Source organism: Alkalihalobacillus sp. R86527, assembly GCF_042466185.1.
In the GTDB taxonomy this organism is placed as follows: domain Bacteria; phylum Bacillota; class Bacilli; order Bacillales; family Guptibacillaceae; genus Guptibacillus.
On sequence record NZ_JAXHBW010000001.1, the window covers coordinates 1,637,653 to 1,653,196 of the forward strand.

A 15,544-nucleotide genomic window follows, 5' to 3' on the forward strand; every position below is an offset into this window, starting at 1 on the left:
TAAAATGATTGATTGCTTCGCTGATTTTCACATACATATTGGGAGAACTGCTTCACATAAACCGGTGAAAATTACTGCATCTGACTCCTTGACACTTACATCTATTCTTGGTGAAGCTTCTAGTCGTAAAGGGTTAGACATGATTGGGATCATCGATTGTCATGTTCCTGAAGTGATCGATGAAATAGAAAACGAAATTAAGAATGGTAATGGCTGCGAACTTGACGATGGTGGAATAAGGTTTGGAAATATTACTCTTATTCCAGGTAGTGAAATCGAAGTCTATGATCATAGATGTAATGGTCCAATTCACGTATTAGTTTATTTGCCTGATTTAACCCTTATGAAACATTTTTCAGACTGGTTATTAGGCCGAATGACGAATATCACTTTGAGTTCGCAACGTATTTATGAAGATGTTTACACGCTGCAACATAAAGTGAAAGAACTAGATGGTCTCTTCATACCTGCACATATCTTCACTCCGTTTAAAAGTTTGTATGGAAGAGGAGTTTTAACTTCTCTTACAGAAGTATTCGATATTACCTTAATCGATGCGGTTGAGCTAGGCTTGTCATCAAACACTACGATGGCTGATGAAATAGAAGAACTCCAATCCTTACCATTTCTTACAAATTCGGATGCTCATTCCACGCCGAAAATCGCAAGGGAGTACCAACATCTTAAGGTAGAAGCTTCGACTTTTAAGGAATGGAAGAAAGCCCTTAGAAACGAAGGGTCTAGACGAATTGTAAGGAATTATGGGTTAGATCCGGAGCTCGGAAAATATTACGAAACAGTTTGCAGAAAGTGTGAAACAAGAGTTAGTGGCTGCGAATGTTTAAGCTGTGGGAGTAGACAAGTGATCAAGGGCGTCTCAAACCGTATTCAAGAGTTGAGTACGGCTACAAGTAAGCCAAAAAGACCTGAGTATATTCATCATGTTCCACTCGATTATATACCTGGTATTGGCCCAAAAACACTTGAGCGTTTGTTGGATTTCTTTGGCACTGAGATGAATATTTTGCACCGAGCGAAGGAAGATGAGTTGTCATCTGTAGTTACACCATCTATCGCGAAGTACATTTGCCTTGCTCGGGAAGGGAAGCTCACGATAGACAAAGGTGGCGGAGGAAAATACGGCAAAGTAAGAACGAAAAACCGATAATCTAGCAACTGTCATATGCCTAGTATTCGATTCATAGACTTTACCAAGAGCAAGTATGGAGGGGGAGTTCTCATGAATCGGAGTCGACAGTTGAAGCAAGTTATTTCGTCACATATAGCTGATCATCTATCGCTATATACATTCATTGCGGTGTTATTTCTAATGGGAATCGTATTCGGTGCAGTAATAGTTAATAGCCTGAGTCTTACGCAAAAAGAAGACCTCGCTCTATATTTAAGCCGATTCTTTGGACAAGTTTCAGATGGTCAATTTGCAACATCCTCTGAAATGTTTCAACAAAGCTTTACACATTACGTGAAATATATCGGATTGATGTGGTTACTTGGACTAACTGTAATCGGACTCCCAATTATTTTGGTTATGTTGTTCTTAAAAGGTATAGTGGTCGGTTTCACAGTTGGCTTCCTGGTGAATCAAATGAGCTGGAAAGGATTCTTGTTGGCTTTTGTATCTGTTTTTCCCCAGAATATATTAGCTGTTCCTGTATTTATTGTAATCGGTACAGCTTCGTTAACGTTCTCACTAAAACTAATAAGACAACTATTTATGAAACGTAAAACTGAATTGATTTTTCCTCCGTTTATTAGATTTTCGTTATTAGTACTTTGTTCGCTATGCGTACTATTTTTAGCCTCTTGGTTTGAGGCATACTTGTCACCTTCATTAATAAAAGCAGTAGTTGATATTCGGTAATTCTAATATAATAATTATTATAAAATACTATTGATAATTATTTTAGTTTGACACCCTTTTTTCTACTGCTTATAATGAAATTGGCATCGATCGAGGGAGGGAATTAGGGATATGGAAAGCAGAATCGATCGAATTAAGAAACAGCTTCATTCTCAAAGCTATAAGTTAACTCCACAACGTGAAGCAACCGTAAGAGTTCTCCTTGAGAATGAAGAAGATCATTTGAGTGCTGAAGATGTTTACCTTCTCGTTAAAGAAAAATCACCAGAAATTGGTCTGGCTACTGTATACAGAACACTAGAATTGCTAGCGGAATTGAAAATCGTCGATAAGATTAACTTTGGAGACGGCGTCTCAAGGTTTGATCTTAGACAAGAAGGTGCTGCACATTTCCATCACCATCTTGTTTGCATTGAGTGCGGAGCAGTGGACGAAATTCAAGAAGATTTACTTGGAGACGTAGAAGAAGTCGTTGAAACGAATTGGAACTTTAAAATCAAAGATCATCGCTTAACATTCCACGGGATTTGCTACCGCTGTCAAAAGCAAGACCAAGCGGAGCAGCCTGAGCAAGAAGCAGCAAATCATTCCTAACCGAAATTATTAATTTATGCAAGAGAGCCCCTTATCAAACATGCTATGTATAAAAATCTCCTTATCTGGCATATCTTTTACTAGAGATGGAGGTGCATAATATGGTTAGGGGTCTATTGCTTGTTTTAGATACAATGAAGGTGTTCTTGCTATTTACAGGCTGTACACTGCTGTTTTACTTTGGAATTCTCTGGGTAAATCAAGAGTATCAAAATTACCACCGGTATGATGAGCCACAGGGAAAGGCAGTCAAAGTGGTGCAGATGGAGTCAGTGCCTCAGCAAATTTTCCTTGAGAGGCTCGGTTTGTTTTACCAAACTGGTGAATAAGGGAGTTTTTGCTTATGGATGACCAGGTACAGGATTTTTTACACTATTTAATAGTTGAGCGCAGCCTATCAAAAAATACTCTCGATGCTTATAGGCGAGATTTAGCTCAATATACGAAGCATTTAATTGAAAAAGAATCTCTAGCTTCCTTAAAGGATGTTCGACGTGTTCATATCGTCAACTACCTTTATGAATTAAAAGATAACGGAAGAGCCTCAACAACCATTGCGCGTAATATTGCTTCGATACGTTCCTTTCATCAATTTCTACTAAGAGAAAAAGAAGCGGATCAAGATCCTTCTGTACATATAGAAACGCCAAAAGCTGAACGGAAATTACCCAAGATTCTTTCCACATCTGAAGTTGAACAGTTGCTAGAAGCACCAGATTATTCAACACCGTTTGGAAAGCGCGACCGCGCGATGCTAGAAGTCCTGTATGCTACGGGTCTTCGAGTTTCAGAGCTTGTGGACTTGAATATGGAAGATATTCACTTAACGATGGGCTTTATCAGAACGATTGGTAAGGGCAATAAAGAAAGAATTGTACCTTTAGGGAGAATGGCGCGAGATGCTCTACAACTCTATCTAGATGAAGGAAGAAGTGCTCTTTTGAAACGTAAAAAGTCAGAAGCTCTATTCTTAAATCATCACGGTGAAAGGCTTTCAAGGCAAGGATTTTGGAAAATCCTCAAAAAACTAGCACTGCATTCGAATATTGTGAAGCCTCTTACTCCGCATACGTTAAGACATTCATTCGCAACTCATTTGCTTGAAAACGGAGCGGATTTACGAGCGGTTCAAGAGTTGTTAGGTCATGCAGATATATCGACTACACAGATTTACACACACGTAACGAAGGCCAGGTTGAAAGATATTTACTCAACTTATCACCCAAGAGCTTAAGTTAGCTCTCCAGAAAACAATCTGGTCGTCGACCAGGTTTCTTTTTTGTTTTAAGAGATGGTTTTACATAAGTGTGTTTTTATATTTTCAAAGGGAATAGTAAAAATATGAGTGTTATTCATACAAGGAGGACTAGTAATGGCTAATAAGTTTAAACGAGTATTTTTAGTAGTGATGGACTCAGTAGGTATCGGTGAAGCTCCTGATGCTGAACAATTTAATGATAAAGGTGCAGATACGTTAGGGCATATAGCTGATCATATGGATGGTCTCAAAATGCCGAACATGCAAAAGCTTGGTCTTGGAAATATTCGAGAAGTTAAAGGTGTTACTAAAGCTGAGAAGCCAATGGCGCATTTCACAAAAATGCAAGAAGCATCTAACGGAAAAGATACGATGACAGGTCATTGGGAAATTATGGGCCTTCATATTGAGCAACCTTTCCGTACCTTCCCGGATGGTTTCCCTGATAAGTTACTAAATGAATTAGAAAAACGAACAGGTCGAAAGAGCATCGGCAACAAACCAGCTTCAGGTACGGAAATCCTTGAAGAACTCGGGAAAGAGCATGTGGAATCGGGTGCATTGATCGTATACACATCTGCAGATTCTGTTTTACAAATCGCTGCTCATGAAGAAGTTGTCCCTCTCGATGAGCTTTATCATATTTGTGAAATTGCAAGAGAGATGACGAAAGCAGAAGAATATATGGTAGGAAGAGTGATCGCTCGTCCGTTTACTGGAGAAGTTGGAGAGTTTAAGCGTACTTCTAATCGTCATGACTATGCCTTAAAGCCGTTTGGTCATACTGTGATGAACGAGCTAAAGGATAATGGGAAAGACGTTATTGCAATCGGGAAAATATCTGATATTTATGATGAAGAAGGCGTTACAGAGTCACTTAGAACGAAATCAAATATGGATGGTATGGACAAGCTTGTGCAAACACAGAATATGCAATTTGAAGGTTTAAGCTTTTTGAATCTTGTTGATTTCGATGCTCTATTTGGACATAGAAGAGATCCTCAAGGGTATGGCGAAGCCTTGGAAGAATATGATGCTCGTCTAAGTGAATTCTTAGAAAACATGCAGGAAGATGACCTTCTTCTAATTACTGCTGACCATGGTAATGATCCGGTTCATCATGGAACAGATCATACTCGTGAATATGTGCCTTTGCTGGCTTATCATAAAGGAATCGAAATTGGTGAAGACCTTGGGATCCGCAAAACATTTGCAGATATTGGTGCTACAGTAGCTGATAATTTTGAGGTAAACTTGCCTAAGTACGGAACGAGCTTTCTAGAGAAGCTTTAAAGACAAGAGGAGGAACTGATTATGACAGTAATCAAACAAGAAATACAAGATGCAGCATCTTATATAACAGAAAACGCTGGAGAGGTAAAACCTGAAATAGGCCTTATTCTCGGATCGGGCCTTGGTGTACTAGCAGAGGAAATCGAAAATCCAGTGAAAATTGCTTATAGCGATATTCCTAACTTTCCTGTTTCAACTGTGGCAGGACACGCTGGGCAATTCGTCTTCGGTAAACTTAACGGGAAGAACGTAGCAGCAATGCAAGGACGTTTTCATTATTATGAAGGTTATGAGATGGATAAAGTAACTTTCCCAGTAAGAGTAATGAGAGAATTGGGTATTGAAAAAATCATCGTAACCAATGCTGCTGGAGGAGTTAATGAAGAGTTTGAACCGGGGGATTTGATGGTGCTTTCAGATCACATCAATAACTTTGGTACTAACCCATTGATCGGACCTAATAGCGAAGAGTTTGGTCCTCGTTTCCCAGATATGTCTACGGCTTATAGTAAGGATCTTCAAAAGCTTGCTCATGAAACAGCAACTGATCTTGGCATGAAGCTTCAGTCTGGTGTTTATGTAGGTAACACTGGTCCAACTTATGAGACGCCTGCAGAAGTGCGTATGCTTAGAACACTTGGTGGCGATGCTGTCGGAATGTCGACGGTTCCAGAAGTAATCGTAGCAAGGCATGCAGGCATGGAGGTTCTAGGAATTTCATGTATCTCGAATATGGCTGCAGGAATCTTAGATCAGCCGCTTCATCATGGTGAAGTAATTGAAACAACTGAAAAAGTTAAAGCGAATTTCTTATTATTGGTTAAAAATATTATAGAGAAGATGGCGTAGGAAGGGAGATTCATCACATGAGAATGGTCGATGTTATTCAAAAGAAAAGAAACGGTAAGACGCTAACAAAAGAAGAAATAGAATTTTTCATTAATGGTTACACAGCAGGTGATATCCCTGACTACCAAGCTTCCGCACTTATGATGGCTGTTTATTTTAACGGTATGGAGTCAAATGAAACAGCTATGTTAACTCAAGCGATGGTTGATTCCGGAGAAACAATTGACCTTTCTGCTATTGAAGGGCATAAAGTAGACAAGCATTCTACAGGAGGCGTTGGCGATAAAACGACATTCATCGTTGGACCTCTTGTTGCTTCAGTAGGAGTACCTGTTGCAAAGATGTCTGGTCGCGGACTTGGACATACTGGCGGTACATTAGACAAGCTCGAATCAATCAAAGGTTTTAATATTGAAATGACGAAAGATAAGTTCATTAACAATGTGAACACACATAAGCTAGCAGTTGCAGGTCAAACTGGAAACCTTGCTCCGGCTGATAAAAAGCTATATGCACTTAGAGACGTTACCGCTACAGTTGATTCAATTCCATTGATCGCTGGCTCAATCATGAGTAAGAAGTTGGCGTCTGGTGCTGATAGCATTGTTCTAGATGTGAAAACGGGGTCTGGAGCATTTATGAAGGAATTAGAAGATTCCAAGGCTTTAGCTAGAGAAATGGTGAACATCGGTAACAACCTTGGAAGAAATACGGTTGCGGTTATTAGTGATATGAATCAACCTCTTGGATTCGAAGTTGGTAATGCGAATGAAGTTCGTGAAGCTTGTGAAGTTCTTCAAGGTAAGAAGGTTGAAGACCTACGTCTTTTATCACTTGAGTTAGCTTCACATATGACTGTCCTTGCAGGTGTGTTTAGTGACTTTGATTCAGCATATAAAACGCTAGAACAAAATCTAGAAAACGGAAAAGCATTTGAAGCGTTCCGTTCTCTTGTTTCTGCTCAAGGTGGAGACGTAGGCGTAATTGATGATCTTTCTAAGCTTCCTCAATCGAAGTATCATGTTGAAGTCGCTGCAGAAAAAGATGGGTATGTTACTGCGATTGATGCTGAATCAGTTGGCGTTGCTGCTATGTATCTAGGAGCAGGTAGAGCAACGAAAGATGATCAGATTAATCATGGAGTTGGCATTACACTCAATAAAAAAGTAGGCGACCCAGTCAAGAAAGGCGAAGCGTTGGTTACACTTCATAGTGATGATGAGAGCCCTCAAGATTCAATCAAGAAAATCAATGAAGCGTACACACTTTCTGAAGAGTCTCCAGGGAAGCACAAGCTTATTTATGATGTGATCAACTAAATATTTTCAACGAAGTCCCCTTTTCGGGGGCTTTTTTTTTGTTGAACGAGTTTCATAATCGATTCTAACTATGAAAGGTATAACTTACCAATAAGGTGGGCATCCTTCTATTACTAAGAATGGAGGGATCCAGATGAAAGTTTCGGCAGCATTACTCGCCATGCTACTCGGTGTAGCGACATTCGTTCCATCATTTGCAAGCGCTAGTGAAATCAAATCGGATATTGTAGAAGAATCATCATCTGCAATATTAATTGAGCGGGATACTGGGGCGGTTTTATACGAGAAGGATAGTAATAAGAAGCTTCCTCCAGCAAGTATGACGAAGATCATGACGATGGTTTTAATTATGGAAGCGATCGAAAGTGGCAAAATACATCTTGATGAGAAAATCAGAACAAGTGAATATGCTGCTTCGATGGGTGGATCGCAGATTTTTCTAGAAGCAGGAGAAGAAATGACAGTGGATGATATGTTGAAGGGTATTGCGATTGCATCAGGAAACGATGCTTCAGTTGCAATGGCTGAAGCGATTGCTGGTTCAGAAAAAGACTTTGTGAAAATGATGAATGATAAAGCAAAGGCAATGGGTCTGAAAGATACAAATTTTGTTAATCCTACAGGACTTCCAGCTAAGGACCACTATTCTACTTCACATGATATGGCATTGATGGCGAGAGAATTATTAAAATATGACTTAATCACGAAATATACAGGAAAGTACGAAGATTACTTAAGAGAAGATACAGACAAGAAATTTTGGTTAGTTAATACGAATAAACTAGTGAAATTTTATCAAGGAGTCGATGGTCTGAAAACCGGTTTCACGAATGAAGCGAAATACTGTCTTACTGCAACAGCAAAGAGGGATGATATGCGAGTTGTTGCGGTCGTAATGGGGGCACCATCACCTAAAAAACGTAACTCTGAAGTAACGAAACTATTTGATTATGCTTTTTCACAATATACGACTAATAAGTTATTTGATCGAAATCATGTTGTAAAGAAGGTAGAAGTGAACAAAGGTGATCAAGCCACAATGAAAGTTGTAACATCTCAACAAGTTTCGGTTCTGATGAAGAAAGGCAATGAAGATGAAAAGATAACAACTTCGATAAAGATGAACGATCGTATCGAAACCCCAATAAAAAAAGGTGATTCTGTTGGTGTTCTTACAGTAAAGGTGGATGGGAAAGTCACAGCGACTTCGCCAGTGCTCTCTTCACAAAATATTGATGAAGCCTCATGGTGGCAGCTCATGAAACGAACTGTGGCGCAATTCGCCAAAGCATCTGAAGATGATGTCAAGTAAACGTCTGTTTCCTCGAACATACACTAGTTTTGTCATGAAGAAGGAATTAAGCATGTAAACAGAGAAAAAACTCACAAGCAAACCATGAGGAGGAGTGCGTTGTGAGTCTTACGATTAATCTAGAAGTTAAACATCCAGTCTTATTAATAAGATTAGAGGGAGAACTGGATCATCATACTGCTGAAGAGTTACGAGAGAGAGTCGATCAACTTCTTGAAGAGAGAAAAATCGAGCATATTGTTCTAAGTTTAGAAGGTCTGTCTTTCATGGATAGTTCTGGGCTTGGAGTGATCCTCGGACGCTATAACAAGGTGAAAAGTTTTGGTGGAGAAATGGTAGTATGCTCGATATCTCCTGCAGTGAAGCGCCTTTTTGAAATGTCAGGTCTATTTAAGATCGTTCGGCTTGAAAATGACGAACAGCATGCTCTTGCGACTCTGGGGGTGGCTTAATGAGAAACCGTATGGATATTGAGTTTTCAGCACTTAGCCAAAATGAATCCTTTGCTCGAGTAACTGTTGCTGCGTTTATTGCTCAATTAGATCCTACTGTAGATGAGTTGACAGAGATCAAGACGGTTGTTTCTGAAGCAGTAACGAATGCGATCATTCATGGCTATGAACAAAATGCTGATGAAAAAGTATATATTTCGGTTGAACTCAACGATGATACTGTACATTTAACTATTCGAGATAACGGTATCGGAATCGATGATTTGGATGAAGCTAGACAGCCATTGTTTACTACGAAGCCAGAACTGGAACGCTCAGGTATGGGATTTACAATCATGGAGAATTTCATGGATGAAGTGAAAATAGAATCTGCAAAGAATCAAGGTACTTCGATTCAAGTAGTGAAGTACTTATCAAAAAATAAAGCGTTATGTAATTAAGGGGACCTGCGTATGGACGTGGAGGTAAAAAAAGGAAAACATACCCAGCTTAAGCATGAAGAAGTCAAGGAGTTAATTAAACAGAGCCAGAAGGGCGATCAACAGGCAAGAGATCAAATTGTGCAAAAGAATATGAGACTCGTTTGGTCTGTGGTACAGCGCTTTCTTAACAGAGGTTATGAAGCGGATGATCTTTTTCAAATAGGATGTATTGGTCTGTTAAAATCCGTTGACAAGTTCGATTTAAGTTATGATGTGAAATTCTCCACTTATGCAGTCCCTATGATTATTGGAGAAATCCAACGTTTTATTAGAGATGATGGTACAGTAAAGGTAAGTAGGTCTCTCAAAGAAACAGGTAACAAGGTACGTAAGGCGAGGGATGAATTGTCCAAGACGTTAGGTCGTACGCCAACGATTAATGAAATTGCCGAGCTTATCGAAGTAACTCCTGAAGAAGTCGTGATGGCTCAGGAAGCAGTTCGGGCACCAAGTTCGATTCACGAGACTGTTTATGAGAATGATGGAGACCCCATTACCCTGTTAGATCAAATAGCTGACCATTCGGATACGTCTTGGTTCGATAAGATCGCTTTGCAGGATGCTCTCCAGAAGCTAGATTCAAGAGAGAGGTTGATCGTGTATCTGAGGTACTATAAAGATCAGACTCAGTCTGAAGTAGCAGAGCGGCTTGGCATTTCTCAAGTACAAGTATCACGACTTGAAAAGAAAATATTAAAAGAAGTTAAAGAACAGCTGAACAAATAGTTCAGCTTAGTGCGTAAAGAAATCCTGGTTATTGTGCTCCTTATTCCGGAGGAGAACACTGCTTGCTTTCATGTGGGCGAGCGCCTGAGCCGCCTTGCGGACAAAAAAATGTAGTGACCCCCAATTGTTGGACACCATTCTAACATTGGGGGTTGTTTATTAGTTTTTTTTCTCCTAATCATACACTAAATGCAGGTTGGAGCGGAAAGCGAGCATCCTGGAGAGGAAATCACCACCTTACCGTGGCAGATGGTCCTTAGGACTTTCTCCACAGTCTGAGAACAGCTGATCTAAGCTGTTCTTTTTTTGGTAACTTTCTATACGACAACCATGTTTTTCTATGAGGGAATTAATGGAACATCATTGCAGTTAGAATGAGAGCGATATACCAGAAACATACTATTACTTATATAAGGTGCCTCTCGAATAAGGAGGTGGAGAGCTGTGCCAGTTGATATGGTTTATCTTCGATTGAAACAAAAAATCAGAGTTAGCCCAGGTGCACGACTTACGATAGGTGATATCGCTCAGCTGATTGGTGAAGATGAGTTATGTAAGAAAATAGAAAGAATTATTATTCATCGCATTAACAAAGAGGATAAGAATCTTGTGGTGATCGATGTGATGAAGGTGATTAAAGCGATCCAAAATGTGACCAGTGTAGAAGTACAAATCATCGGGCCAGCCCAAACCATAATCGAAGTGCAAATCTCAAAGAAGAAATTAGCACCTGTCTATTTTGTGTTTATTTGGCTTCTCTTATTTATAGGAGCAGCGCTTGCTATTATGAATTTCCATGAAGATGTAAGTATGAGACAGGTACATCAGCAAATATATAAAATCGTTACAGGAATAGATAATCCAAAACCTCTTCTTCTTCAGATCCCTTATTCATTTGGACTTGGAATTGGTATGATTCTTTTCTTTAACCACCTATTTAAAAAACGATTTAATGAAGAACCAAGTCCGTTAGAAGTAGAAATGTTTAATTATCAGCAAGACCTCGACCAGTATGTGATCATCCATGAAAATCAAGACAAAGGAAATAACGAATGATGAATGCACAAATCATTTTAGTTATGATCATAGGTTTTGCTGAAGGGATTGCAGTAGGTGCTGGTTTTGTCGCATTTTTATCTGTATTAGGTATCATTCCACGATTAACACAGATAACGAAAACAAGACACCTTATAAGATTTTACGAGTGGGCGATCATTGTTGGAGCTGTTGTAGCGAGCTGGTTGTCATTAAGAAATCCCGTACTCGGACTACCAAGGATACTGATGGTACCAATCGGACTTGGGGCGGGAGTTTTTATTGGAATGCTTGCAGCAGCTTTAACAGAAGTCCTGAATGTCCTTCCTATTTTAACGAAACGAATTGGGTTTATCGATAAAATCTTACTTTTGTTGATGGCCATCGTATTAGGTAAAGTTTTCGGTTCGCTTTTTCATTGGACGATCTTTGTGGATGGAGGTTTTTAGATGTCGTTACACGATAAAGAACAGTATTCAAAAAATATAAAGAATTATCATCCTAAAACACCTTATGTATGGAATTCAATAAAGGCATTTGTAGTTGGAGGGGCCATATGTATGTTTGGACAAGGGCTACAGAATTTCTATATGAACGTCTTTGATTTCTCAGAAAAGACAGCTGGAAACCCAACGGTGGCAACTCTGATACTAATTGCTGCATTGCTTACAGGATTTGGGGTTTACGATAAGCTTGGACAATTTGCCGGGGCTGGTTCAGCTGTACCTGTAACTGGATTTGCAAATTCAATTACAAGCGCTGCGCTAGAGCATAAGAGTGAGGGAATCGTCCTAGGCGTTGCGACTAATATGTTTAAGCTTGCGGGTTCTGTCATAGTTTTTGGGGTTGTTGCAGCTTATATAGTAGGAATTGTTCGTTTGCTGTTTAGAGCGTTGTTGTAAGGAGAGAGTCTAATGAAAACTGGAAAACAAACGTGGGAATTTGCAAATGTATATTTACAGTCCGTAGGAACTGCTGTTGGACCGAAGGAAGCTGAAGGACCATTAGGAGACTATTTTGATGTAACTTATGACAACCTTCATTGTGATGAAGCTAATTGGGAATTAGCAGAACGAAAGCTTCTAGAAGATTCGATCTCTAACTGCTTGAGCAAAAAAGGTATCTCAAAGGAAGATGTAGATATCTATGTATCTGGAGATTTGTTAAACCAAATCGTAAGCGCAACTTATTCTGCTAGAACGTTACAAATTCCGTTTCTAGGTGTATTCGGAGCATGTTCAACTTCCATGGAATCACTGGCTGTAGCATCATCCTTAGTGGAGGGTGGATTTGCACGATATGCTGTTGCGGGAGTAAGCAGCCATAATGCAACAGCGGAGAGGCAATTTCGATACCCTACAGAATATGGTGGACAAAAACCTGGAACTGCTACCTCTACTGTTACAGGTGCTGGAGCAGCACTGATTGGAACTGAAGTTTCTGATATTAGAATTACATCAGCTACTGTAGGAAAAGTAGTCGATTGGGGAGTGAAAGATCCTTTTGATATGGGATCTGCGATGGCTCCCGCTGCGGCGGATACAATCGCCAGGCATTTTAAGGATTTAAATGTAACGCCTGATGAATACGATTTGATTGTTACTGGTGATTTATCTGCAGTGGGAGCCCCGATTGTTCGAGACTTGTTGTCAGAAGAGGGGTTTGACATAACAAATAACCACAACGATTGCGGATTGATGGTCTATCGTCCTGATCAAGAGGAAGTATTTGCAGGTGGCAGTGGGTGCGCATGTTCAGCGGTGGTCACATACGGCCATCTAGTCAATTTATTAGAAAAAGGACGATATAACAAAATTCTTGTTGTAGCAACTGGATGTCTTCACAGTCCGGTAATGGTGCAACAGAAGGAAAGTATGCCGGCCATTGCGCATGCTGTAGTGTTTGAAAGAACAGGAAGTGATCGATAATGGAGTATTTCATTGCATTTGCGGTAGGTGGCGCAATTTGTGTAGTAGGTCAGTTGTTGTTAGACATATTTAAGTTAACACCTGCTCATGTCATGTCCTCCTTCGTTGTTACTGGGGCAATATTAGATGGATTCGGAATTTATGACAAGCTAATCGAATTTGCTGGCGCAGGTGCTACTGTTCCAATCACAAGTTTTGGACATTCCTTACTTCATGGAGCGATGCAAAAAGGTGAAGAACACGGATTGATCGGTATAGGAATGGGGATTTTCCAACTAACATCAGCTGGTATTTCTTCTGCGATTGTATTCGGTTTTATTATTGCGATAATTTTCAAACCAAAGGGGTGAAATGATGAATAGAAAGCGGCGGGTTATATTTGTAACAGATGGCGATCTATATGCAAAACAGGCTATTGAAGCAGTAGCTTCAGAATTAGGCGGAAGGTGTATCAGTCAATCAGCTGGTAACCCTACCCCGCTTGCTGGATATGAAATTGTTTCACTTATATCAAAAACACCCCATGATCCTGTGTTTGTTATGTTTGATGACAGTGGATATCAAGGTGAGGGTTATGGGGAGCTCGCGATGCAATATGTAGCAGCTGATAAGAATATTGATGTGCTTGGAGCCATCGCAGTGGCTTCTAGAACACACTTTTCTGAATGGACGAAAGTAGATGTTTCGATTGATCGTTTTGGAGAGCTTACCCATTATGGTGTAGACAAAAATGGCCTCCCTGATATGGAAGTTGGAAGAATAGATGGTGATACGGTTTCCATTCTTGATCAATTGAACCTCCCGATCGTGGTAGGGGTTGGTGATATTGGTAAAATGTCTGGATATGATGATCCAACAAAAGGATCACCTATAACAAGAAAAGCGGTTCAAATTCTTCTAGAAAGGAGTGGAGCAGATGCCATCAAAGACGAAAGATAAACAAAAAATCTTCAAAAAGTTAAAAGAAAACGAGAAATTTATGGAGAAGTCAATCGGTATTGGTGAAAGTTTTGACGTCGGTGTTCGCAAAATTAAGATCCTAAATAAAGACGTTAACTTTTACTACTGTACAGGACTTTGTGATACGTCCATCATTGTAGAAATTATGCGTGAGTTGATGTATACCGATGAACATCATAGGCTAACTGCTCAGTTTGAGAAAGTCATCCATAATCACTTGCCACATCAACAAGTTACAACAGTAGAGAACTTTGACGAAGTTGTAGATCAAGTGCTGTCAGGGTTAATAGCTGTGTTTATGGAAGGTGAAGAACAAGCCTATATTATCGATGTTCGAAAATATCCGGGTAGAACGCCACAAGAGCCAGATACTGAGAAGGTAATACGAGGCTCGAGAGATGGGTATACCGAAAACATTATTGAAAATACAGCGCTAACCCGTAGAAGAATTCGAGATGGTAAGCTACGTAATGTGATTTTACAAGTTGGCGAGCGATCAAAAACGGATATTTGCCTTACATATATAGAAGATGTAGCAAATCCTAATCTAGTTGAAATCGTAATGAAGAAGTTGAAGGAAATAAATATAGATGGATTACCGATGGCTGATAAAGCAGTAGAGGAATTCTTAGTACACCAAGCTGGTAATCCATTCCCATTGGTGAGGTATACAGAAAGGCCAGACGTAGCAGCTGCACATTTGTTAGAAGGACACGTGTTAATTATTGTTGATACTTCTCCAAGTGTTATCATTACACCTACTACATTTTTTCACCATGTACAGCATGCGGAGGAATATAGGGAGGCTCCAATAGCAGGCGCTTTTCTACGGTGGATACGGTTTGGTGGAATGCTTGCTGCATTATTACTATTGCCTCTATGGCTTCTGTTTGTTTACGAACCACAGCTTCTACCGAAAACAATTGATTTCATAGGACCAACTGATAAAACCAATGTGCCAATCTTTGTGCAAATTATACTAGCTGAGCTGGGTATCGAAACCTTAAGGATGGCCGCAATCCATACGCCTACTCCACTATCTACGGCTATGGGACTAATAGCTGCTGTCTTGATTGGACAAATTGCGATCGATGTAGGTCTATTTGTGCCAGAAGTGATCCTCTATGTTTCGATAGCGGCGATTGGGTCATATGCTACTCCAAGTTATGAACTTGCTATAGCGAATAAATTGATCCGGCTACTTTTACTATTCCTGGTTTTCTTCTTCCGAGTCCCTGGCTATATGATGGGCGTAACGTTAACGATATTATTTTTAATTAGCTTACGACCATTGAATACTCCATATTTGTGGCCGTTTGTTCCATTTAATGCGAAAGCGTTCGTGCAGATCTTAATAAGGGTTTCTGTGCCGTTAACGAAACTTAGACCAAGCATTACTCAGCCTCAAAATAAGAAAAAGCAAGAGGACGGACCACTTGCCGAATCTTAAAAAG

General features: G+C 39.8%; 19 protein-coding genes. All 19 read left to right on the plus strand.

Annotation, left to right across the window (positions count from 1 at the left end):
• The first annotated feature begins 4 nt into the window (after positions 1–4).
• The 19 genes from SJY16_RS08355 to SJY16_RS08445 all read left to right on the plus strand — a co-directional run bounded on the left by SJY16_RS08355 (position 5) and on the right by SJY16_RS08445 (position 15,540).
• Positions 5–1,168, plus strand: coding sequence for an endonuclease Q family protein (locus SJY16_RS08355; protein WP_377888702.1), 1,164 nt, complete (start codon positions 5–7; stop codon positions 1,166–1,168).
• 72 nt (positions 1,169–1,240) lie between these two features.
• On the plus strand, positions 1,241–1,882 hold the full coding sequence (gene spoIIM, locus SJY16_RS08360) for a stage II sporulation protein M (protein WP_377888703.1): 642 nt from the start codon (positions 1,241–1,243) through the stop codon (positions 1,880–1,882).
• Positions 1,883–1,993: 111 nt separating this feature from the next.
• On the plus strand, positions 1,994–2,476 hold the full coding sequence (gene fur / locus SJY16_RS08365) for a ferric iron uptake transcriptional regulator (RefSeq protein ID WP_377888705.1): 483 nt from the start codon (positions 1,994–1,996) through the stop codon (positions 2,474–2,476).
• 101 nt (positions 2,477–2,577) lie between these two features.
• On the plus strand, positions 2,578–2,805 hold the full coding sequence (locus SJY16_RS08370) for a YqzK family protein (RefSeq protein ID WP_224878127.1): 228 nt from the start codon (positions 2,578–2,580) through the stop codon (positions 2,803–2,805).
• A 14-nt stretch (positions 2,806–2,819) separates the two neighbouring features.
• On the plus strand, positions 2,820–3,710 hold the full coding sequence (xerD, locus tag SJY16_RS08375; protein ID WP_377888708.1) for a site-specific tyrosine recombinase XerD: 891 nt from the start codon (positions 2,820–2,822) through the stop codon (positions 3,708–3,710).
• A gap of 138 nt (positions 3,711–3,848) precedes the next feature.
• Positions 3,849–5,027, plus strand: a complete 1,179-nt coding sequence (gene deoB / locus SJY16_RS08380) for a phosphopentomutase (protein WP_377888710.1) — start codon at positions 3,849–3,851, stop codon at positions 5,025–5,027.
• Between the two features lie 21 nt (positions 5,028–5,048).
• Positions 5,049–5,876, plus strand: a complete 828-nt coding sequence (locus SJY16_RS08385) for a purine-nucleoside phosphorylase (RefSeq protein WP_377888711.1) — start codon at positions 5,049–5,051, stop codon at positions 5,874–5,876.
• A 17-nt stretch (positions 5,877–5,893) separates the two neighbouring features.
• Positions 5,894–7,195 carry a pyrimidine-nucleoside phosphorylase gene (locus SJY16_RS08390; protein WP_377888713.1) on the plus strand — a complete coding sequence of 434 codons (1,302 nt, stop codon included), beginning with the start codon at positions 5,894–5,896 and terminating at the stop codon, positions 7,193–7,195.
• A 160-nt stretch (positions 7,196–7,355) separates the two neighbouring features.
• Positions 7,356–8,507: a D-alanyl-D-alanine carboxypeptidase family protein gene (locus SJY16_RS08395; RefSeq protein WP_483860837.1), complete on the plus strand. Its 1,152-nt coding sequence runs from the start codon at positions 7,356–7,358 to the stop codon at positions 8,505–8,507.
• Between the two features lie 101 nt (positions 8,508–8,608).
• The gene (gene spoIIAA / locus SJY16_RS08400) at positions 8,609–8,959 is read left to right on the plus strand and encodes an anti-sigma F factor antagonist (RefSeq protein WP_377888717.1); all 351 of its coding nucleotides are present in this window, start codon (positions 8,609–8,611) and stop codon (positions 8,957–8,959) included.
• Positions 8,959–9,399 carry an anti-sigma F factor gene (gene spoIIAB / locus SJY16_RS08405; protein ID WP_377888718.1) on the plus strand — a complete coding sequence of 147 codons (441 nt, stop codon included), beginning with the start codon at positions 8,959–8,961 and terminating at the stop codon, positions 9,397–9,399. Before spoIIAA ends, spoIIAB begins: the two co-directional genes overlap by 1 nt.
• Positions 9,400–9,411: 12 nt before the next feature.
• On the plus strand, positions 9,412–10,167 hold the full coding sequence (gene sigF, locus SJY16_RS08410; protein WP_377888720.1) for an RNA polymerase sporulation sigma factor SigF: 756 nt from the start codon (positions 9,412–9,414) through the stop codon (positions 10,165–10,167).
• A 456-nt stretch (positions 10,168–10,623) separates the two neighbouring features.
• The gene (locus tag SJY16_RS08415) at positions 10,624–11,223 is read left to right on the plus strand and encodes a stage V sporulation protein AA (RefSeq protein ID WP_377892134.1); all 600 of its coding nucleotides are present in this window, start codon (positions 10,624–10,626) and stop codon (positions 11,221–11,223) included.
• Positions 11,223–11,651, plus strand: a complete 429-nt coding sequence (locus tag SJY16_RS08420; protein ID WP_377892137.1) for a stage V sporulation protein AB — start codon at positions 11,223–11,225, stop codon at positions 11,649–11,651. Before SJY16_RS08415 ends, SJY16_RS08420 begins: the two co-directional genes overlap by 1 nt.
• Complete coding sequence (spoVAC, locus tag SJY16_RS08425) at positions 11,652–12,104, plus strand: stage V sporulation protein AC (protein ID WP_377888722.1); 453 nt, start codon at positions 11,652–11,654, stop codon at positions 12,102–12,104. It abuts the gene before it with no gap.
• A 12-nt stretch (positions 12,105–12,116) separates the two neighbouring features.
• The gene (gene spoVAD, locus SJY16_RS08430; protein WP_377888724.1) at positions 12,117–13,130 is read left to right on the plus strand and encodes a stage V sporulation protein AD; all 1,014 of its coding nucleotides are present in this window, start codon (positions 12,117–12,119) and stop codon (positions 13,128–13,130) included.
• A complete protein-coding gene (gene spoVAE / locus SJY16_RS08435) occupies positions 13,130–13,480 on the plus strand; it encodes a stage V sporulation protein AE (protein ID WP_377888725.1) in 351 nt (116 codons plus the stop codon). The genes spoVAD and spoVAE overlap by 1 nt, the downstream gene beginning before the upstream one ends.
• Positions 13,481–13,484: 4 nt before the next feature.
• Complete coding sequence (gene spoVAEA, locus SJY16_RS08440; RefSeq protein WP_377892139.1) at positions 13,485–14,069, plus strand: stage V sporulation protein SpoVABEA; 585 nt, start codon at positions 13,485–13,487, stop codon at positions 14,067–14,069.
• Positions 14,047–15,540, plus strand: coding sequence for a spore germination protein (locus SJY16_RS08445; protein ID WP_377888727.1), 1,494 nt, complete (start codon positions 14,047–14,049; stop codon positions 15,538–15,540). Before spoVAEA ends, SJY16_RS08445 begins: the two co-directional genes overlap by 23 nt.
• The last annotated feature ends 4 nt before the right edge of the window (positions 15,541–15,544 follow it).